Annotated in this window: 16 protein-coding genes; 9 read left to right on the plus strand and 7 right to left on the minus strand. The window is 69.1% G+C overall.

Going from position 1 to position 19,422, the window contains the following annotated elements; genetic code table 11:
- The first annotated feature begins 51 nt into the window (after positions 1-51).
- Complete coding sequence (locus tag ACFYTS_RS26185; protein ID WP_387307853.1) at positions 52-1,668, plus strand: FAD-binding protein; 1,617 nt, start codon at positions 52-54, stop codon at positions 1,666-1,668.
- A 294-nt stretch (positions 1,669-1,962) separates the two neighbouring features.
- On the opposite strand, the gene xdhC is transcribed toward ACFYTS_RS26185, so the two are convergent.
- The 3 genes from xdhC to ACFYTS_RS26200 are packed head-to-tail and all read right to left on the minus strand — an operon-like array spanning position 1,963 to position 6,594.
- Positions 1,963-2,784, minus strand: coding sequence for a xanthine dehydrogenase accessory protein XdhC (gene xdhC / locus ACFYTS_RS26190; protein ID WP_387307855.1), 822 nt, complete (start codon positions 2,782-2,784; stop codon positions 1,963-1,965).
- Complete coding sequence (xdhB, locus tag ACFYTS_RS26195) at positions 2,777-5,131, minus strand: xanthine dehydrogenase molybdopterin binding subunit (protein WP_387307857.1); 2,355 nt, start codon at positions 5,129-5,131, stop codon at positions 2,777-2,779. The genes xdhC and xdhB overlap by 8 nt, the downstream gene beginning before the upstream one ends.
- 32 nt (positions 5,132-5,163) lie before the next feature.
- Positions 5,164-6,594 (minus strand): xanthine dehydrogenase small subunit, encoded by a 1,431-nt coding sequence (locus ACFYTS_RS26200; RefSeq protein WP_387307859.1) that lies wholly within the window; start codon positions 6,592-6,594, stop codon positions 5,164-5,166.
- A 408-nt stretch (positions 6,595-7,002) separates the two neighbouring features.
- Here ACFYTS_RS26200 and ACFYTS_RS26205 point away from each other — a divergent pair, with 408 nt between their 5' ends.
- The 4 genes from ACFYTS_RS26205 (at position 7,003) to ACFYTS_RS26220 (ending at position 11,734) form a co-directional block, all read left to right on the plus strand.
- Positions 7,003-8,418 (plus strand): nucleobase:cation symporter-2 family protein, encoded by a 1,416-nt coding sequence (locus tag ACFYTS_RS26205; protein ID WP_357287996.1) that lies wholly within the window; start codon positions 7,003-7,005, stop codon positions 8,416-8,418.
- 126 nt (positions 8,419-8,544) lie between these two features.
- The gene (locus tag ACFYTS_RS26210; RefSeq protein WP_387307861.1) at positions 8,545-9,759 is read left to right on the plus strand and encodes a glycosyltransferase 87 family protein; all 1,215 of its coding nucleotides are present in this window, start codon (positions 8,545-8,547) and stop codon (positions 9,757-9,759) included.
- Positions 9,760-9,889: 130 nt separating this feature from the next.
- Positions 9,890-10,066: a hypothetical protein gene (locus ACFYTS_RS26215; RefSeq protein ID WP_357287990.1), complete on the plus strand. Its 177-nt coding sequence runs from the start codon at positions 9,890-9,892 to the stop codon at positions 10,064-10,066.
- 174 nt (positions 10,067-10,240) lie between these two features.
- On the plus strand, positions 10,241-11,734 hold the full coding sequence (locus ACFYTS_RS26220; protein WP_357288080.1) for an AIM24 family protein: 1,494 nt from the start codon (positions 10,241-10,243) through the stop codon (positions 11,732-11,734).
- Here the strand turns inward: ACFYTS_RS26220 and ACFYTS_RS26225 are convergent.
- Entirely contained in the window at positions 11,664-12,968 is a 1,305-nt protein-coding gene (locus tag ACFYTS_RS26225; protein WP_387307863.1) for an RNA-guided endonuclease InsQ/TnpB family protein, read from the minus strand. The two genes, ACFYTS_RS26220 and ACFYTS_RS26225, sit on opposite strands and share 71 nt — an antisense overlap.
- Before the next feature lie 22 nt (positions 12,969-12,990).
- Between ACFYTS_RS26225 and tnpA the strand changes: the two genes are divergently transcribed.
- The 3 genes from tnpA to ACFYTS_RS26240 all read left to right on the plus strand — a co-directional run bounded on the left by tnpA (position 12,991) and on the right by ACFYTS_RS26240 (position 15,711).
- Positions 12,991-13,434, plus strand: coding sequence for an IS200/IS605 family transposase (gene tnpA, locus ACFYTS_RS26230; protein ID WP_357287987.1), 444 nt, complete (start codon positions 12,991-12,993; stop codon positions 13,432-13,434).
- A gap of 33 nt (positions 13,435-13,467) precedes the next feature.
- Positions 13,468-14,298: a DUF1460 domain-containing protein gene (locus ACFYTS_RS26235; RefSeq protein WP_387307866.1), complete on the plus strand. Its 831-nt coding sequence runs from the start codon at positions 13,468-13,470 to the stop codon at positions 14,296-14,298.
- Positions 14,299-14,529: 231 nt separating this feature from the next.
- Positions 14,530-15,711 carry an N-acetylglucosamine-6-phosphate deacetylase gene (locus ACFYTS_RS26240; RefSeq protein WP_387307868.1) on the plus strand — a complete coding sequence of 394 codons (1,182 nt, stop codon included), beginning with the start codon at positions 14,530-14,532 and terminating at the stop codon, positions 15,709-15,711.
- 6 nt (positions 15,712-15,717) lie between these two features.
- Here ACFYTS_RS26240 and ACFYTS_RS26245 read toward each other — a convergent pair whose 3' ends face one another.
- From ACFYTS_RS26245 to ACFYTS_RS26255, 3 genes are all read right to left on the minus strand, one after another.
- Complete coding sequence (locus tag ACFYTS_RS26245; RefSeq protein ID WP_387307870.1) at positions 15,718-16,566, minus strand: NAD(P)H-binding protein; 849 nt, start codon at positions 16,564-16,566, stop codon at positions 15,718-15,720.
- A gap of 11 nt (positions 16,567-16,577) precedes the next feature.
- A complete protein-coding gene (locus ACFYTS_RS26250; protein ID WP_387307872.1) occupies positions 16,578-17,582 on the minus strand; it encodes a saccharopine dehydrogenase NADP-binding domain-containing protein in 1,005 nt (334 codons plus the stop codon).
- 147 nt (positions 17,583-17,729) lie between these two features.
- On the minus strand, positions 17,730-18,161 hold the full coding sequence (locus ACFYTS_RS26255) for a MarR family winged helix-turn-helix transcriptional regulator (protein ID WP_387307874.1): 432 nt from the start codon (positions 18,159-18,161) through the stop codon (positions 17,730-17,732).
- 115 nt (positions 18,162-18,276) lie between these two features.
- Here ACFYTS_RS26255 and ACFYTS_RS26260 point away from each other — a divergent pair, with 115 nt between their 5' ends.
- Positions 18,277-19,404 carry an NADH:flavin oxidoreductase gene (locus ACFYTS_RS26260; RefSeq protein ID WP_357287972.1) on the plus strand — a complete coding sequence of 376 codons (1,128 nt, stop codon included), beginning with the start codon at positions 18,277-18,279 and terminating at the stop codon, positions 19,402-19,404.
- The last annotated feature ends 18 nt before the right edge of the window (positions 19,405-19,422 follow it).

Genomic DNA, 19,422 nt, shown 5'->3' on the forward strand with positions numbered 1-19,422 from the left:
AACTAGAACAAGTTATAGTTCTCGGCGCTGGGTATTTCTTCGCTCGGGAAGGTGGTCGCAACGGTGCGGACCTGGGACTCTTCGGCCGATGTGGTGGTCGTCGGATACGGCGGCGCGGGTGTCGCGGCGGCGCTGGCCGCGCGGGAGTCCGGGGCGGAGGTGCTGGCGCTGGACCGCTACCTGGGCGGCGGCGCGACCGCGCTCTCCGGTGGCATCGTGTACGCGGGCGGCGGGACCTGGGTGCAGCGGGCCGCGGGCGTCGAGGACGATGTCGAGAACATGCTCGCCTACCTGCGGGCCGAGGTCGGCGACACGGTGAGCGAGCAGACGCTGCGCCGGTTCTGCGAGGAATCGCCCGCCCTCATCGATTGGCTGACCGGACACGGGGTTCCGTTCGAGGCGTCACTGTGCCCGTTCAAGACCTCCTACCCCACCGACGACTACTACCTGTACTACTCGGGCAGCGAGAACTCCGGCGGCTTCCGGGAATTGGCGAAGCCGCGGCAGCGCGGGCATCGCGCGCACGGGCGCGGGGTGTCGGGCAAGAAGCTGTTCGGGCCGCTCGCCGAGTCGGCCGCGAAGCACGGGGTCCGGGTCCAGACCGGTACCAGGGCAACGAGTCTCGTGATCGAGGACGGCCGGGTGGTCGGCGTCGAGGCCACCACGATCGCCGGCGCCCCACCGGCCGTGCGACGCCGGTTCGCGGCGCTGGCCAAGATCTCGGCGAAACCCGGTGTGTACCACCAGGGTCTGCGCACGGCGGTGCAGGCGCTGCTGGCCCGGATCGAGCGGCGTTACGGTGTGCCCGTGCGCATTCGGGCGCGCTCGGGTGTCATTCTGACCACCGGCGGCTTCATCGCCAATGGCGAGATGGTCGAGCGGCACGCCCCCGACTACCCCTGGGCCGAGGGCCTGCCGCTGGGCACCGCGGGTGACGACGGCAGCGGTATCGCCATGGCCCAGGCCGCGGGCGCGGCCACCGATCGCATGAACGTGCTGTCGACCTGGCGGTTCATCGCCCCGTCGAGCGCCTTCTTCGGTGCGATCGCCGTGGATGCCAACGGGCAGCGCATGATCGACGAATCCCGCTACGGCGCGGCATTGGGCGCGGCCATCGCGACCAGTCCCGGGAACAAGGCCTGGCTGCTGGCCGATGCCCGGCTGCTCACCGAGGCGCGCCGTCAGCTGCCCGAGCAGTCGGTGTGGTTCCAGCGCATGCAGGCCGAGCGGCTGCTGCGGGTCGGCAGCGTGAGCGGCCGGACCGTGGAGGAGGTCGCCGCCCGCGCCGGGATCGAACCGGCGGCGCTGCGCAAGACCGTGGACGCGCACAATCGCGCCATCGAGCAGTCGCTGCCCGACCCGATGGGCAAGCCCGACGAGCTGCGCCGCCCGCTGCACTCGGGACCCTTCACGCTGCTGGACATCTCGTTCAAGGCGCGGCTCACCTATCCGATGCCGATGCTGACCCTCGGCGGCCTGGTGGTGGACGAGGAGACCGGTGCGGTCCGCACCGAATCCGGCGCGGCGATCCCGGGTCTGTTCGCGGCGGGGCGGGCGGCGGTCGGCGTGTGCTCGAACTCGTACGTGAGCGGCCTGTCGCTGGCCGACTGTGTCTTCTCCGGCCGTCGCGCGGGCACCCACAGCGTGGAGCTCGCCGCCACCCATTGACGGGCGCGGGCGGGTCCCGGAATTTCCCGGGACACCGCTGACGCCGCGAGAACGCCCGATGACGACACCACCGCCCTGGGCCCCTCACCCCGGGATCGCGCTTGCCGGATTCGGCCGAGGAGCAGTCCCATCAGCGTCGGGTGCGGGTGTTGGTGACGGCGGGCCTCACACCGGGCGATCTGGTGGGCTCATGATCGCGGTGGGTGGGGCACCCGCGGCGGCCCGCGCACGCTGGGCTCGTCGATAGACCCCGGCCGGGGAGATCCGCGCCCCCGCCGGTGACCGCCTCCGGGGTCAGTCGGCCGCGCCGGATTCGAAGGCGCGCAGCAGATCCGCCGCGACACTGACGGCGATGACCGCGGGCTCCTTGCCGGTGATGTCGGCCAGCCCGATCGGAGTCTTGATGCGCGCCAACACTTCCGGCGGGTGCCCACCCTCGGCGGTGAGCCGTTTGGTGAAGCGCGCCCATTTGGCCGGGGACCCGATCAGCCCGATGGTGCCCAGCCCCTCGGTGCGCAGGGCGGCGTCACAGAGCGCGGCGTCCTCCGCGTGATCGTGGGTCATGATCAGGACGTGGGTACCGGGCGGCAGGTGGCCCAGCACCTCCTCGGGCAGCAGCGCGACGCGGTGGGTGTGGATCATGGCGATGGCGTCGTCCAGGGCCGCGAGCCGCCCGGCGGCGAGCATGTCCGGCCGGGTATCGATCAGGTGCAGATCCAGTTCGTGGCGGGCCAGGATGCGGGCCAGTTCCAGCCCCACGTGGCCGACCCCGAAGATCGCGACGGCCGGGGGTACCGGCAGCGGTTCCAGCAGGACGGTGACCGTGCCGCCGCAACACTGCACGCCGTGCTGGTTGACGACCTTGTCGTTGAGGGCGAAGTCCATCAGCTCGGGTTCCGCGGGCGGGTGGGCGATCAGCTCACGGGCGCGTTCGACGGCGACGGCCTCGACATTGCCGCCGCCGATCGAACCCCAGGTATCGCTCTGCCCCACCACCATTTTCGCGCCCGCGCGGCGGGGCGCGTGACCGCGCACCGTCGCCACGGTGACCAGCACACCGGGTTCCCGGCGTTCGCGCAGTCGCGCGACGGCCGTGGCCCAGGTCAGGTCAGGCACCGGCGGGCACGCTTTCGCCGGCGGCGAATTCGCCTGTCTCCATGACGGATTCGCCGGTGCGACGGGCGGCGTCGAGTGCCCAGTACACGGCTTCCGGAGTGGCGGGCGCGGCGAGTTCCACGCTCACCCCCTCCGGTCCGAAGGCGGCGGCCGCCTGCCGCAGCGCCTCGCGTACCGAGAACGCCAGCATGAGCGGCGGCTCGCCCACCGCCTTGGACCCGTACACCACGCCCTCCTCGTGCGCGTGCGCCAGCAGGCTGACGTTGAACTCCTCGGGCATCTCCGAGAAGCTCGGCAGCTTGTAGGTGCTGGCGGCCTGGGTCAGCAGCCGGCCGCGCCCGGGTCCGTCGCCGGTGTCCCAGCGGATGTCCTCGAGGGTCAGCCAGCCCGCGCCCTGCACGAAACCCCCCTCGATCTGGCCGATGTCGACGAGCGGGGACAGACTGTCGCCGACGTCGTGAACGATGTCGACCCGGCGGACCCGGTACGCGCCGGTGAACCCGTCCACCTCCACCTCGGTGGCCGCGGCCCCGTAGGCGAAGTACTTGAACGGCGACCCGTGCATGGTCTCGGCATCCCAGTGCAGGCCCTCGGTGCGGTAGAAACCGGCCGCCGACAACTGGACCCGCTGCAGGTAGGCGGTGCGCACCAGGTCGTCCCACGGAACCGCCTCGGCACCGGCTCCGAGGGCGCGGGCGACGCCGTCGGCGATGCGAATATCGGAGGCGTTGACGCCCAGCCGCGTCGCCGCCACCCGGATCAGGCGTTCCCGCAGCTGTTCGCAGGCGTTCTTCACCGCCGCGCCGTTGAGGTCGGCGCCGGAACTGGCGGCAGTCGCGGAGGTGTTGGGCACCTTGTCCGTTCGCGTCGGCGCCAGCCGCACCTTGCGCAGCGGGATGCCCAGCGTGGTGGCGGCCACCTGCAGCATCTTGGTGTGCAGGCCCTGCCCCATCTCGGTGCCGCCGTGGTTGATCAGCACCGACCCGTCCTTGTAGATCAGCACCAGTGCCCCGGCCTGGTTGAAGGCCGTCATGTTGAACGAGATGCCGAATTTGACGCCGGTGACCGCGAGCCCACGCTTGACGTGCCGATGCGACGCGTTGAAAGCGGCGATCTCCCTGGTGCGGGAGTCGATCTCACCGTTGGCCAGGACTTGATCCCAGGTCTCGGCGATTCTCTCGGCGTGACGCACTTCCTGCCCGTAGGGCGTGAATTGTCCGGGGCGATAGAAGTTGCGGCGGCGCAGTTCTCGCGGATCCAGGCCGAGCAGCGGCGCGCACCGCCCCAGCAGGTCCTCCATGACCAGCATCCCCTGCGGTCCGCCGAACCCTCGGAAGGCGGTATTGGACGGCTTGTTGGTCTTGGCGATGCGACCGCGGAAGCGCGCGTTGGGAATCGAGTACAGATTGTCGACGTGGCACAGCGCGCGGGCCAGGACCGGCTGCGACAGGTCCAGGCTCCAGCCGCCGTCCGAGGTCAGCGTGGCATCGAGGGCCAGCACGTGCCCGTCGGCGTCGAACCCGGCCCGCCAGCGCGCGTGGAAGCCGTGCCGCTTGCCGGACATGGTCAGATCCTGGGTCCGGTTGAGCCGCAACCGGACCGGGCGGCCGGTGAGGGTCGCGCCGAGCGCGGCGATGGCCGCGAAACCGTGCGGCTGCATCTCCTTGCCGCCGAATCCGCCGCCCATACGCAGGCATTGGACGGTCACCTCGTGATTGTGCAGCCCGAGCACGTGGGCCACGATCTCCTGGGTCTCGGAGGGATGCTGGGTGCTCGACTGCACGAACACCTGCCCGGCCTCGTCGACCTGTGCCAGGGCGGCGTGGGTTTCGAGGTAGAAGTGTTCCTGGTCGGAGAACGTGAGCTCCCCGGAGAAGATGTGCGCCGAGGCGGCGAACCCGGATTCCAGGTCGCCACACCGGACTTCGGGCTGCGCGCCCTGGAAGCTCCCGGCAGCCTCGGCCTCCGCGATGGTGATGATCGACGGCAGCGGTTCGACGTCGACCTCCACCGCGGCAGCCCCCAGCCGCGCGGCTTCCAGAGACTCCCCCAGCACCCAGCACACGGCGTGCCCATGGAAGCAGACCTCGTCGGGAAACAGGGGTTCGTCGTGCTTGACGCCCGCGTCGTTGACGCCGGGCACGTCGGCGGCGGTGAGCACCCGCACCACGCCGGGCACCCGCAGCGCGGGCTCGGTGCGCAGGGCGGTGATCCGCGCGTGCGCGTGCGGGACCTGCACCGGGTAGGCGTGCAGCACGTCCTTGGTGCGGTACACCAGGTCGTCGGTGTAGAGCGCGGTCCCGGTGACGTGCAGCGCGGCGCTCTCGTGCGGGAGCGCGATCCCCACGACGGGATTGTCGGGTCGGCGCGACAGGTGACTCATGACAGCACCCCCGCGGTCTCGGTGGTGTCGGAGAACAGTTTTCGCAGGCTCTCGCCCAGCATGGCGCTGCGATATCGCGCGCTGGCGCGATGATCGTCGAGCGGTGTGCCTTCGCCACGCAGGATGTCCGCGGCCGCGGCGATGACGACCTCCGTCCAGGGCCGCCCTTCGAGGGCCGCCTCGGTCGCGTAGGCGCGCACCGGTGTCGCGGCCACGCCGCCCAGTCCGATGCGGGCCCGCCGTACCACGCCGTCGTCGATATCGAGAGCGAAAGCCACTGCCACACTGGAGATGTCGTCGAACCGTCGCTTGGCGATCTTGTGGAAGGCGGCCACGGGCGCGAGCGGTAGCGGGACGCGCACGGAACGGATGAGCTCCCCGGGCCGCCGCATCGAACTCCGGTAGCCGGTGAAGTAGTCGGCCAGTGCGACCTCCCGCTCCCCGTCGGCATCCGCGAGCACCACCGACGCTTCCAGGGCCAGCAGTACCGGCGGCGCGTCGCCGATCGGCGATCCGGTGCCGAGGTTGCCGCCCAGCGTGGCGGCGTTGCGGATGAGACGAGAAGCGAACTGCGGGAACAACTCCGACAGCAGCGGCACCCGGCCGGCGAGCCCGCGTTCGAGCTCGGTGAGGGTCAGCGCCGCGCCGAGTTCGATCCGATCCGCGCCGATCACCAGCTCCCGCAGTTCGGGGAGCCGGTCGACGGCCAGTGTGTAATCCGTCCGCCGCCCACGGATATTCGCCTCCACGCCCAGGTCGGTATTGCCCGCGAGCACGGTGGCGTCCGGATGGTCGCGCAGCAGCCGCAGCGCCTCGGCCAGGGACGCGGGCCGCACGAATCGCCGCCCATCGGAACTGAAGTCGGTCGCCGCCGGTTCCGGCGCGTCGGCCTCGCGCCTCCGGGCCAGGGCGTCATCCTCGGCCGGTTCGCCGACCGCGTAGGCGGCGTCGCGGATCGGCCGGTAGCCGGTGCAGCGGCACAGATTCCCGCTCAGCGCGTGCAGATCGAAGCCATTGGGCCCGGTCTCGCCGTGCGCGCACACCTCGTCCGTGACCGTCCGATCCGGCCGGTAGTACTCGGCGGCCATGCTGCACACGAATCCCGGTGTGCAGTAACCGCATTGCGAGCCGCCGCGCACCGCCAGCTCCCGCTGCACCGGATGCGGCGCGGCCGCGGTGCCCAGCCCCTCCGCGGTGACGACCTCCTGTCCCTCCAGCGCGACGGCCGGGGTCAGGCAGGCATTGACCGCCACCCATTCGGTCGGCTCGATCCGGCCCGGCCGGGCCACCAGGACCGAGCACGCGCCGCATTCACCCTCCGCACAGCCTTCCTTGCATCCGGTGAGTCCGTGCTCCCGGAGAAAGTCCAGCAGGGTGGTGTGCGTCGCCGCGGGAGAAATCGGTGTCGATTTTCCGTTCACCGTCATGAAAATTGCCATTGCCGGCCGCTTTCGTCGTCGATTGCACTATCCAGTGTCGGCGGATCAATTCCGCTCGTCGAGAAAGCCGGCTCAGCAGCCGTGGGCGACGCGCCCGGGCACCCACACCGTGCGATGAGCCAGGCGACGCAGATCGGAGTTGGTGGACATCCGCTCGCCTCCTGTCTGTGACCACGGATTATGTGGCCTGAACCTACGTCCGGCGGGATATTCGGTCAACACGGGACGCCGCTGACCGTGTGATTCTGTAGGAAAATACGAAGGCGGCCGGGAGCCACGCCGAACCGGCTGGACAATCGAACAATCCGCTGCGGACCCGGTATTTCCTGCGCCATCATTCGGTTCGTGGTCACGGCCTCCCCCGGCCGGTGATCCACGTGTTCCAGGAGGCTTGTCATGCAAATGCGCTTTCTCGCAAAAGTGCGCCCCTCCCGTAAATCCGAAATCGATGCCGCCACCGGACTCGTCAAGGCCCGTCACCCGGTCGACGAGATACCACCGCCACCCAAGCTGTTCCTGCTGGGCCTGCAACATCTGGCGATCATGTACGCGGGCGCGGTCGCGGTGCCGCTGCTCGTCGGCGGGGCGCTGAAGCTGCCCGCCCACACCATCGCCCTGCTGGTCAATGCCGATCTGCTCGTGTCGGGCATCGTCACCATCATTCAGGCGGTCGGCATCGGCCGCATCCTGGGTGTACGACTGCCGGTGGTCGCGGGCGCGACCTTCACCGTGGTCTCGCCCATGATCCTGATCGCGCAGGAGTTCGGCGGCGGTGAGGCCGGGCTGCCGACCGTGTACGGCGCGATCCTGGTGTCGGGCGTGTTCGGTTTGATCATCGCCCGCTTCTTCGCCATGGTGGTGCGCTTCTTCCCGCCGCTGGTGTCGGGCTGCGTGATCTGCGTGATCGGGTTGTCGCTGATCGGCGCGGATGCCGGGCTGATCGCCGGGGACGACCCGAAAGCCGCCGACTACGGCCAGATCTCGCACATCGCGCTGGCCGGGCTGGTGATCGCGCTGATCGTGGTGATCCACCGGTTCGGCCGCGGTCTGATCAGTCAGCTGGCCGTGCTGCTCAGCGTCGCGATCGGCACGCTGGTCGCGGTGCCCATGCATCTGGTGGACATGTCCGGGGTGGGGTCGGCGGGCTGGTTCGCCGTGTCCCGGCCGTTCATCTTCGGCGCGCCCGAGTTCCATCTGGGCGCGATCATCTCCATGTGCGTGGTCATGCTGGTGACCTTCACCGAGTCCACCGCCGATATGGTCGCCGTCGCCGAGATGGTCGACAAGCAGCTCGAACCGCCCGACCTGGCGCGCGGCCTGGCCGCCGACGGCTTCTCCGCGGTGCTGGCCGGCTTCATGAACTCCTTTCCCGACACCGCCTTCGCCGAGAACGTCGGCCTGGTCGGGCTGACCGGGGTACGCAGCCGCTGGGTGGTGGCGGCCTGCGGCGGCATGCTGGTCGCGCTGGGCTTGGTGCCGAAGGTGGGCAGCGTGGTCGCGGCCCTGCCGGGTCCGGTGGTCGGCGGAGCGGCCACCGTCATGTTCGCCATGGTCACCGCGGTCGGCCTGCGCATTCTGCACAAGGTCCAGTTCGAGGGGACCAGCAATATGCTCATCATCGCGGTCACCCTGTCGGTGGCGCTGCTGCCCGCGGTCGCCCCCAACATCTACAAGCAGTTCCCCACCGACTTCCAGATGATCGCGGGCAGCCCGATCACCTCGGCGGTGATCGTGGTCTTCGTGCTGAACCTGGTCTTCAACCACTGGGGCGCGGGGAAACGACAGGGCCCGCCGGGCGGGACCGTGGTGTGACGAAACCATCAAACCCTGCCGGTAGGGTTCAGCACATCCGGGAGGGGGTATCGCACATCTGAGGTGGGTTGGGTGTTGATCGGTGCTGAAACACAAGACGGTGTGGTCGAATCGAAAGATCAAGCGGTGGCGCGCGATTCCGGTGCGCCACCGCGACCGTGGAATCGAACGACGGCGTGGGTGCTGGCCTGTGGCGCGGCGCTGTCCCTGGCACTGATCTTCACCACCGTCGACCCTTGGCTGGACCAGGTGGGCTTCCTGGCCGGCGGTTTCGATGTGCACGTCTATCGCGACGGCGCCTGGAAGATCTACAACGGGCATCCCCTCTACACCGAGACCACCCATCGCGGGCTGTCCTTCACCTACACCCCGTTCTCCACCTTGAGTTTCCTGCCGATGCTGGCCATCCCGTGGCCGTACGTCACGAATACCTGGCTGGCACTGAACATCGGCGTGCTCTACGCGTGCGTCCTGTCGTGCTGGCGGGTGCTCGGCTACCGCCTGACCTGGCAACTGGCCGGGCTGAGCGCGCTGCTCACGGCCACCTGCGTGTTCCTGGAGCCCGTGCGGACCACCCTCTACTACGGCCAGATCAACCTGGTGCTGATGGCCTTGATCCTGTGGGACTTCTCGCGCCCGCCGAACAGCCGGATACGCGGTGCCGGGGTCGGGCTTGCCGCGGGAATCAAGTTGGTGCCGCTGTATTTCGTGGCGCAGTTCGTGGTGCTGCGGCAGTGGGCGGCGGCGGTGATGGCCGCGGCGACCTTCGTCTTCACGATCGGGCTCGCCGGGGCGGTGCTGCCCTCGGATTCCCGGCAGTACTGGACCCGCACCTTCTTCCAGTCCGACCGGATCGCCCCGGATAGCCAGCCCGCCAACCAGTCCCTGCGCGGCACGATCGCGCACCTCACGGGTGGCCAAGTACCGCAATGGCTGTGGCTGCTGCTGGCCGCGCCGGTGGCGATCGGCGGGCTGCTGCTCGCGGCGGAACTCTATCGGCGCGGCGAGAAGCTGCTGACCGTCACGCTCGCGGGCCTGACCTCGTGCGTGGTGTCGCCGTTCTCCTGGAATCACCACTGGGTGTGGTTCCTGCCGCTGTTCGTCTACCTGGTGTATCGCGCGGTGTCGGACCCGCGCTGGTGGGCGGCGGCCGGTGCCGTCTATGTGGCGACCGGCGCGTGGGCATACCACTGGACCGACACCTGGGTGGTGGTCGGCTGGTTCCTGTTCCCGCCGTCGTGGCCGATCTCCCCGATCCTGTTGAACTGTTACGTCGTCGCGTACGCGGTGATCGCGGGATGTCTGATCGCGTCCGTGTGGCGCGCCCGTGACACCCATTAAGCAACCGACCGGTCGGCAAACCGGCCGCATCCGTTACGCAAGAGTGCCCGGACCTATATCCGAAACAGGCCGTGAGTGGGAATCCCTCTCCCGCATACCCTTCGCGGAAGCGACGACAGAGGAGGACGCCATGACCGAGCCGATGTGCATCGATTGCTGGCGGCGTGACAACCTCAGCTTCACCCAGCGGCTGGACCCCGCCTACATCAAGCCGGGCCCGAAATACCGCTGCGCGCTGCACCGTGCCCAGTACGAAGCCGACCTGCCGCACCCGGACCACACCGAGCGCACGGACCGCGCGGCCTGACGACGCACCGGGCGCCACGCGGACTCCGGGTATCCCCGGATGGCCCTGGCGGCCGAGTTTCGACACACTGGATGCCGTGAATCGTCTATCGCCCGAACGGGTCCGCGCCGACCGCGGAGGACACCGGTGACCGCCCTCGCGCGCGGCGAGAACCGGCCCGCGCCCGCCGACCGGATGACGGTCACCGTCACCTGTTCCGTCGCGGTCGATGTGTCCGCGCTGCTCCTGGGCGCGGACGGGCGGGTCAGATCCGACGGTGACTTCATCTTCTTCAACCAGCCGGTGGGTCCCGGCGTGGTGTACCGGCACGGCCGCGGCGCGGGCGACATGGTCGACGTGATCACCGCCGCGCTGCCCGCCGACGTGGACAAGATCGCCATCACCGCCAGCCTCGACGGCAGCGGGCCCGCCACCTTCGCCGGGGCGGCGGGCTCGCTGACCGCCACCATCGGATCCGACGCGGGCACACTGACATTCCCCATGAACGGCCTGACCAGCGAGGCCGCCGTGGTGTGCGTCGAGATCTACCGGCGCGGGGACGGCTGGAAAGTACGCGCCGTCGGCCAGGGGTACGACGACGGGCTCGCGGGTCTCGCCGCGGCTTTCGGCGTCAACATCGACGACGAACCGGAACCCGCCCCGGCTCCCCCGCCGACCACCTTCGCGCCGCCGCCCCAGCCCGCGGGTTACCTGCCGACACAGCCCAACCCGGCGCCGCAGCAGATGCCGCCGCCCACCATGCCCGCGCCGCCCCACCAGCAGCCGGCGCCCGCGCCGTCCTCTCAGCAGCCGGTGCCGCCGCAGCCCTACCAGCAGCCGGTGCCACCGCCTCCGCAGCCGATGCCCGCTGCCCCGCAGTCCTTCTCACCGCCCGCGTATCCGCCCGCGGCCCCTGTTCCGAATACACCCGCATCACAAGGAGTTCCGCCCGTGCAGAGCGAGCTGTTCAATCCGCAACACGCCGAGGTCAGCGGTTTCGGCATCCAGAAGCAGGGCGGCAAGATGATTCGCGTCGCGGTCGACGGGGAGACGCTGGCGCGGGCCGGGTCGATGGTGGCCTATCAGGGTGATCTGCGATTCAAGGCGCTCGGGTCCGGCGGGATCGGGCGGGCCATCCAGCAGCGGCTGACCGGTGAGGGCGTGCCGCTCATGCAGGTGCAGGGGCGCGGTGATCTGTTCCTGGCCAATGCCGCCGCCGATGTGCACGTCGTGGATCTGGACGGCACCGACGGGCTGACCATCAACGGCGCGAACGTGCTGGCCTTCGATTCCTCGCTGTCCTACAACATCCAGCGGGTGCAGGGCGCGGCCGGTTACGCCAGCAATGCCGGGTTCTTCAACTGCGTGTTCACCGGTCGCGGCCGGATCGCCATCACCACGCACGGTCAGCCGGTAGTGCTGAATGTCGATCAGCCGACCTATGCCGACCCGCAGGCGGCGGTGGCCTGGTCGTCGAGTCTGCAGACCGGGATCAAGCGCAACGACTCCATGGGTTTCGCCCGCTTGATCGGTCGCAGCACGGGTGAGGGCCTCACGCTCTCGTTCTCGGGTCGCGGTTTCGTGATCGTGCAGCCGTCGGAGCTGCCGCCGGGCGGATTCATCGGCGGGACCGGCGGCGGGCAGGAAGCCGGACAGCAGGGTGGTCTGCTGGGCGGCCTGCTGGGTTGACGTCCTCCCCACCCTGAAGGATAGGGATTCCGGCCAGCGTCGGCTGTGCCGCGCTGCCGGTGGGTTCCTGCTTCATCGCCGGTTGCTCGACCGAAACCGAGGCTGACACCAGCTCCACAGGCGTTGGGCTGTCCGCACGTCCTGCGGCCAGAATATTGCGCGCGGCGTTCACGTCCCGGTCATGGACGGCGCCGCACCTACACGACCATTCCCGGATTTGCAGCGGCTTCTTCCCGTCCAACGCACCACACACCGAGCACATCTGCGTGGACGGGAAGAACCGGTTTACCTTGCCGAAGGTACGGCCGTACCGTGCGGCCTTCTCCTCGAGCATCCGGATGAACATTCCCCACCCGGCGTCGTGCACTGACTTCGCCATACGTGTACGGGCGAGAGCTTTGATGCGCAGGTCCTCGACGTACACCGCTTGGTTGTCGCGGATTATGATCGTGGACTGCTTATGCGCCCAATCGCGGCGCGTGTCGGCCACTTTCGCCTGCGCTCGGGCCACCTTGATCTGGGCCTTGGCCCGGTTCCCGGAGTCCTTCGCTTTGCGGGACAAGGACTTCTGTGCGTTGGCAAGCTTGCGTTCGGCCTGCCGCAGGAATCGTTGTGAGTCGATGATCCTTCCGTCCGACAACACCGCAAACGTCGTCAAGCCGAGATCGATGCCCGTGTCGGAATCGGTCGGCGGCAGCGGTTCGGTCTCGACGTCGACCACGAACGAGGCGAAATATCGGCCGGTGGCATCCTTGATCACGGTCACGCTCGATGGCTCGCAGGGCAACTCCCTCGACCAGCGAACCGGCACATCTCCCACCTTCGGAAGCCGAAGTCTCCGGTTCGCCAACACCCGGAAACGTGCATTGCGGGTGAACCGAATCGACTGCCGATTGTCCTTGCGGGATCGAAGCTTCGGCGGCGCGACCCTGGCACCCTTCCGCTTGCCCGCGACCGATTCGAAGAAGTTCCGGTAGGCGGTATTCAGATCCGCGAGGGCCTGCTGCAGTACGACGGAGGACACCTGATCCAGCCACGCCCGTTCCGAAGTCGCCTTGGCGGCGGTGAGCCGCTTGGATAGTTCCGCGTCGCTGACTCGCTGACCCGCTGCGAACGCCTCCCGACGCGCGATCAGGGCATCGTTGTACACCACTCGCGCGCACCCGAACGCCCTCGCCAGCTCTACCCGCTGGCCCGGCGTCGGGTAGACGCGATAGTTGTACCGGAGCTGCACACCAAAATCTTATCATTGGTCTATGCGCGTATCTGACGATATTCGAACTGGTAGACACTGTGTTTTTGCACTTCACGCACACTTGGTTTTTGTCACTAAGTATCGACGTCGAGTGTTCACCGACACGCATCTGCCCAAGATGGAAGAGATCATGAGGCAGGTGTGCGCGGACTTCGAATGCGCACTGGTCGAGTTCAACGGGGAAGCCGATCATGTGCACCTGCTGGTGACTTTCCCCCCGAAAGTGGCGCTGTCGAAGCTGGTGAACTCGCTCAAGGGCGTCTCCTCGCGGCGGATGCGGCAGGAATATCCCGAACTCGCACGTCACTACTGGCGGGCGACACACTTGTGGTCCGGTTCCTACTTCGCCGGATCGGTTGGCGGCGCTCCCATTTCCGCTGTTCGCGATTACATCGAGCACCAGGTCCAGGGCACGTTCGACGCCAACGGCAGCCCCACTCGGTAGTGTCAGGGGCAGTCTCGTTCCGAGGGAGGGCTCGTGCGCATACTGACCCGGCTACTGCTGATGCTGGTCACGCTGGTTTCGGCGTTGGCGCTGCCGCCGTCGCAGGCCCTGGCCGCGCCGGCCGAACCAGCTCTGGCCGCGCCGGCGGAACCGGCTCTGGACGAGTCCACCTCCCGGCAGCTGGACGAGCTGCTCGCGCTGCGCAACTCGATCCCGGGCGCCCGGACCGACGCGATCGCGCAACTGTCCGGCCGCTTCCTCGGCACCCCTTACGGGGCGAAAATGCTGATCGGCTCGGCCACCCGGGCCGAGCAGCTGGTGGTCGACTTCCGGCGGGTCGACTGCTTCACCTATCTCGACTACGTGGACGCGCTGAGCCGTTCGGCCGACCGCGCCCAGTTCGTGCAGAACCTGGTGGCCACCCGCTACGCGGATTCGCGGGTGGAATTCGCCGGCCGCAAGCATTTCTTCACCGATTGGGCGGCGGTGAACCGCACGGCCGCCACCGATATCACGCGCGGCCTCACACCCGCCGCGGTCACCGTGACCAAGCATCTGAACGCGAAAGCCGATGGCGGCAACTATCTTCCCGGCCTGCCGGTGGTGGACCGTGACATCACCTATGTTCCGGCCGCGGCGGTCGACAATACGGTGATCGGCAATCTGCGCACCGGCGATTTCCTGGGCGCGTACACCGATGCCGCGGGCCTGGACGTCACCCACGTGGGTATTTTCATCGACACCCCGAATGGGCCGATGTTCCGCAACGCGTCCTCGCTGGCCGCGAACGAGCAGGTCGTCGACACTCCGCTGACCCAGTATCTGACGACGGTCCCGGGCCTGGTGGTGCTGCGCCCCCGCTGAATCGGGTGGCGCCCGATTCAGTGGGTGCAGGGGCAGACGGCGCCCCTCAATTCGCCGTCTGCTGAATCGAAATTGGTGCTGAGAGAGCAATTTTCGGGACGAATGATTGGTATCTCTCGAATCTAACGCGGCGGCCGCCCGAATGTGATTCGTTTGAACAGGAAATCGACAGGACCGAACACCCGCGCACCGTCCCGCGATCGGTCATTCTGAGCTGATGGGTGTGGCGTGATGGCTGACGCGGCAACGGGTCTGGCGAGCGGGCGGCGCGGCCTGGAACTGCGCGGCCGCGTGGTGACCCGCGCGGGCGTGCTCGAGGACGGCGTGATCACCGTGCGGGGTGAGCGGGTGGCCGCGGTCCGGCCGGCCACCGAATGGGCCACCACGCACCGGGAATTGCCGCCGGTCTACGCGGGCACGGTGGTGCCGGGTCTGGTGGACATCCACACGCACGGCGGTTTCGGGTATCGCTTCGACACCGAGGACGCGGCCGAGGCCGAGGAGGCCGCGGCGTTCCATCATCGGCGCGGCTCGACCAGTGTGCTCGCCAGCATCGTGACCGCCGCTCCCGACACCATGGTGGCGCAGGCGGCCATGCTGCGCCGGCTCGCCGCGAACGGGGTGATCGCGGGCGTTCACATCGAGGGCCCATTTCTGTCGCGGACACGCTGCGGCGCACACGATCTCGGCTATCTGACCGATCCGGACCCGGAGCTCATCGACCGTCTCCTGCACGCCGCCGACGGTCAGCTGCGGGTCATGACCCTGGCCCCCGAACGCCCCGGATTCGACACCGCCGCCAAACAATTGGCCGACAGCGGCGTGGTGGTGGCTGTCGGGCACAGTGATTCGAGTTTCGCCCGCTTCCGGGCGGCGCTGAGCCCGCAGGGCTGCGGCACCCTGGTCACCCATCTCGCCAACGGCATGCCGCCGCTGCATCACCGCGCGCCCGGCCCGGTGGCGGCGGGCCTGGTGGCGGCGGCTCAGCGGCAGGCGTTCGTGGAGGTGATCGGTGACGGCGTGCACGTCGACTCCGGTTTCGGCGCACTCGTTTTCGCCACCGCCCCCGACCGGGTGGTACTGGTCACCGATGCCACCCAGGCCGCGGGCATGCCCGACGGCCAGTACCGGCTGGGACCGCGCCCGGTCACCGTCACCGACGGGGTGGCCCGGGTACCGGGCGGCTCGCTGGCGGGCGGCACCGCGACGCTGCTGCACTGCCTGCGCTGGGCGGTCCGCGACTGCGGCATCCCGCTCCGCGACGCGGTCGCCGCCGTCACCTCGACCCCCGCGGACGCGGCGGGCCTCGACGACGTCGGCGACCTGCGCCCCGGCATGTACGCCGACGCCGTGGTGCTCGACGACCAGCTGGGCCTGCGCCGGGTGCTGCGGCACGGACGCTGGCTCGCCTGACCGGCCTCAGGCCCCGGCGGTGAACTCCCGCAGGGTGATCGGCGGCCGCCCCGTGAAGCGCTCGATGGATTCGGTGACCCGGAACAGCTCGTGCCCCGAGCCGATGGCCGCGAACATGGTCCACAGGTGGGTCAGGTGTTCCACCGCCACTTCGTCGCGGTACACCGTCATGGCCCATGCGGACCATTCGGCCGGATCCACGTTCCGGTAAGGGACGCCGAGTAGGTCGGCGGCCTCGCCGACGGTCATGATCTCCCCGGCCAGCCACAGCACCGGATCCACCGGGCCCTCGGTGCGCAGCACCCCGGCTCCGACGCCCGCCACGTCCGCGCCCGCGATGAGCGGCAGCACGGTGTCGGGCGAGCCGAGCGGCAGCGCCAGTTCACCCCGGTCTCCGATGGCCACCCGCAGGTTCTCGAAGAACACCGCGGCCCGCAGGTGCACCGCGCCGATCCCGGCATTGTCGAGGACCTGTTCGGCCACCCAGTGCCGCCGCATGTGCGGGGTGCCCGCCTGCGGATCGGAGCCGAGCTGGGAGGTGGCGACCACCCGCTCCAGCCCGGCCTGCTTCCCGACGGCCGCGAGAACCGCGGTGGCGTCGAGCATTCCGGCGGTCACCGGGTAGGTGAAGTAGGCCCGGCGCACGCCCTGGAGAGCGGGCGTCACGGCGCTGATCTCGCGCAGATCGCCCGTGACCACCTCCGCGCCCAGGTCCTTCAGCTCGGCCGCGCGGCCGTCGTCGCGGTGCACGAAGGCGCGTACCGGCAGGCCCGCGCGTACCAGGGTCTCGGCGACGCGACGGCCGGTGCCGCCCTGACTGCCTCCGGCCGCGCCGGTGACGAGAATCGGTTCCATGGTCGCGCTCCTCACGCTTGTTCCGGCAACCGGAGTTCGAAGGCCCCGCGCGCGGCGAGATCCCGCAGGAAGCCGACGGCCTCGAAAGCCTCGGCGGGACTGGCGACTCCGCTCTTGACGGCGCCCTCGGTGAGCCGCACCGCCGCCTCCACCGAGGCCAGCGCGGCCGCCGACCACAGGTCTCGCCCGGTCAGGGTCCCGGACGCCGAGCCACTGGATGCGAGCACCTGGGCGGCGATCATGAATCGGCTGTCGGCGCGGGCGGCCGGATCGACCTGCTCGCTGGTGAAGGCCTGATCCTCGGCGAAGGTGTGCGCGGTCAGTTGCGCCTCAACCGCTTTCGTGCGGGTGTGCCGGGGCACGGTGACGGCCTCGGGGAACGGCACCGGCGCGATCATTGGCCGCGGCCCGACCGGCGGTGGGAACGCGAAGATCGCCTGCCGCGGTTCCACGAATCCGTATCGAGGCTGCCCGTCCTCGTAGCCGATGCGGTCGGTGTCGGCGAACAGCAGTCGCGCGGTCTCCACCGCGCCGTGGGTCATCATCCAGTTGGTGACGTGGTAGGCCACCGTGATCCGGTCGATGCCCGATGCCGCGCGCGCGACCGCCCCGGCGAGCAGATCACCCAGTCCCCCATAGAAACTCACACTCGGCAGCAGAGTGACCCCGGCCCGCTGCGCGGGTTCGGTGAAGTCGTCGAACAGCCGCTTCACGTGGTGCACCTCCACGGCGTGGTCGACGTAGTGGCAGCCTCCCTCGACGGCGGCGGTGGCCACGGGCAATCCGGTGGTGGCGAAGGGTCCGGCGCAGTGGATGATCACGTCCGCGGCCTCGGCCAGCGCACGCAGCGCCGCCGGATCGTCGAGCGCGGCGGGCATGACCCGCGAATGCCCCAGGGCGGCCAGGGCTTCCGGATCGCGCCCGGACACCACGACGTCCTTCCCCCGTGCGATGAGATCGGCGGCGACGAGGCGACCGGTGTGACCGGTGGCCCCGTAGATGGCGAATACGGTCATGAAAGATCAACTCTTCTGACTCGATGAATAATTCGAACGTCTGTTCAGAGATATAGACCTCGCCACCGACCGAAATTCATCGCTCGCGCGGTACCGTCTCTCCGCTGAGGCGGCACCGTCTCATCGCTCAACGCGTGCTGTCGCAGGTCACTCCGGTCGAGCGACGAAGACCCGTTTCAGCAAGGCGTACAGGCGGTCCCGGTCCTCGGCGTCGAGGTTGTCCAGGCCCTCTCGGGTGGTGTGCATCTTCGCCCGGATGGTCTCGGCGAGTCGCTCGCCCTCGGCCGTGATGACGAGGTTCGTGACGCGCCGATCCGATGCGCTGACCTCGCGGCGCACGAGGCCGCGCTTCTCGAGCCGGTCGATGATGCCCGTCACGTTGGAGGCGTCGCAGGTCATGATCTCGGCCAGGGCGCGCATCGCGATCGGGCCGTGGCGCAGCACGGTCAGCGCCTTGCCCTGGATCGCGGTGAGGTTCTCGCTCGCCGCGGCGAGGGTGAAGTCGCCGTAGTAGGCGCCGAGCGACACCGAGAGCAGCTCCATGAGCTGAGCGGTGTCGACGCGGGGACCTTCTGTCATATGAACAAGCCTATCCACAGAAACTTGACGATCTCAAATATTCACCACTAGCGTCTATCGCAATGCTTGAAGTTCTCAACCATCTAGGTTGGCAAGTAACCATGAGGAGAGTTCCGTGACCGTCACCACGTCGGACGCCGCCCGCACGGCTCAGGTCCTGTCTCGGCCCGTCACGCTGAACGGACTGACCGTTCCGAATCGCATCGTGATGGCGCCGATGACGCGCATGTTCTCCCCCGGTGGCGTTCCCGGGGACGATGTGCGCTCCTACTACGCCCGCCGCGCCGCCGCCGGCGTCGGACTGATCGTCACCGAAGGAACCTATGTCGGCCACGATTCGGCCGGTCAGAGCGATCGGGTGCCGCGCTTCCACGGTGAAGAGCAGCTGGCCGGGTGGGCGCAGGTGGCCGCGGACGTGCACGCCGCGGGCGGCACGATCGTGCCGCAGCTGTGGCACATCGGCATGGTTCGCAACCAGGGCGACGGACCCTTCACCGAGGCTCCCGCCGTGGGCCCGTCCGGTATCCGCGTCGACGGCACCGAGGGCACCGGCAACGCGATGAACCGACAAGATCTGGACGACGTCATCGGCGCTTTCGCCGAGGCCGCCGCGGCCGCCGAACGCATCGGCTTCGACGGCGTCGAACTGCACGGCGCTCACGGCTATCTGCTGGACCAGTTCCTGTGGGCACGGACGAACCGCCGCACCGACGCCTACGGCGGCGATGCCGTGGCGCGGACCACGTTCGCGGCCGAGATCGTGGCGGCGGTCCGGGAGGTCGTCTCGCCCGAATTCCCGATCATCTTCCGCTACTCGCAGTGGAAGCAGGACGCCTACGACGCGCGGCTCGCCGAGACCCCGCAGGAGCTGGAAGCCATCCTGACCCCGCTCGCCGCAGCCGGCGTCGATGCCTTCCATGCGTCGACCCGCCGCTACTGGCTGCCGGAATTCGAGGACTCGGACCTGAACCTGGCCGGCTGGACCAAGAAACTCACCGGCAAGACCACCATCACCGTCGGTTCGGTCGGCCTCGACGGCGAGTTCCTGCGCGCGTTCGCCGGCATGGGCGCCGAACTCGGCAGCCTCGACAACCTGCTCGATCGGCTGGAGCGTGACGAATTCGATCTGGTCGCCGTCGGCCGAGCCCTGCTCCAGGACCCGGAGTGGGCGGCCAAGGTCTTGGCGGGGCGGCTCGACGAGCTGAAGCCGTACGACGGCGCGGCGTTGAAGACGCTGAGCTAGCCACCCCGCGGGCCACGG

This window comes from Nocardia sp. NPDC004151 (assembly GCF_042874235.1).
Classification (GTDB): domain Bacteria; phylum Actinomycetota; class Actinomycetes; order Mycobacteriales; family Mycobacteriaceae; genus Nocardia.

Bases quoted from the DNA above. Each gene is read 5' to 3' on its own strand.
- ACFYTS_RS26200 (WP_387307859.1), bottom strand. From the start codon at position 6,594: ATGACGGTGAACGGAAAATCGACACCGATTTCTCCCGCGGCGACGCAC.
- ACFYTS_RS26205 (WP_357287996.1), top strand. From the start codon at position 7,003: ATGCAAATGCGCTTTCTCGCAAAAGTGCGCCCCTCCCGTAAATCCGAA.
- ACFYTS_RS26215 (WP_357287990.1), top strand. From the start codon at position 9,890: ATGACCGAGCCGATGTGCATCGATTGCTGGCGGCGTGACAACCTCAGC.
- ACFYTS_RS26220 (WP_357288080.1), top strand. From the start codon at position 10,241: ATGACGGTCACCGTCACCTGTTCCGTCGCGGTCGATGTGTCCGCGCTG.
- tnpA (WP_357287987.1), top strand. From the start codon at position 12,991: ATGCGCGTATCTGACGATATTCGAACTGGTAGACACTGTGTTTTTGCA.
- ACFYTS_RS26240 (WP_387307868.1), top strand. From the start codon at position 14,530: ATGGCTGACGCGGCAACGGGTCTGGCGAGCGGGCGGCGCGGCCTGGAA.
- ACFYTS_RS26245 (WP_387307870.1), bottom strand. From the start codon at position 16,566: ATGGAACCGATTCTCGTCACCGGCGCGGCCGGAGGCAGTCAGGGCGGC.
- ACFYTS_RS26250 (WP_387307872.1), bottom strand. From the start codon at position 17,582: ATGACCGTATTCGCCATCTACGGGGCCACCGGTCACACCGGTCGCCTC.
- ACFYTS_RS26255 (WP_387307874.1), bottom strand. From the start codon at position 18,161: ATGACAGAAGGTCCCCGCGTCGACACCGCTCAGCTCATGGAGCTGCTC.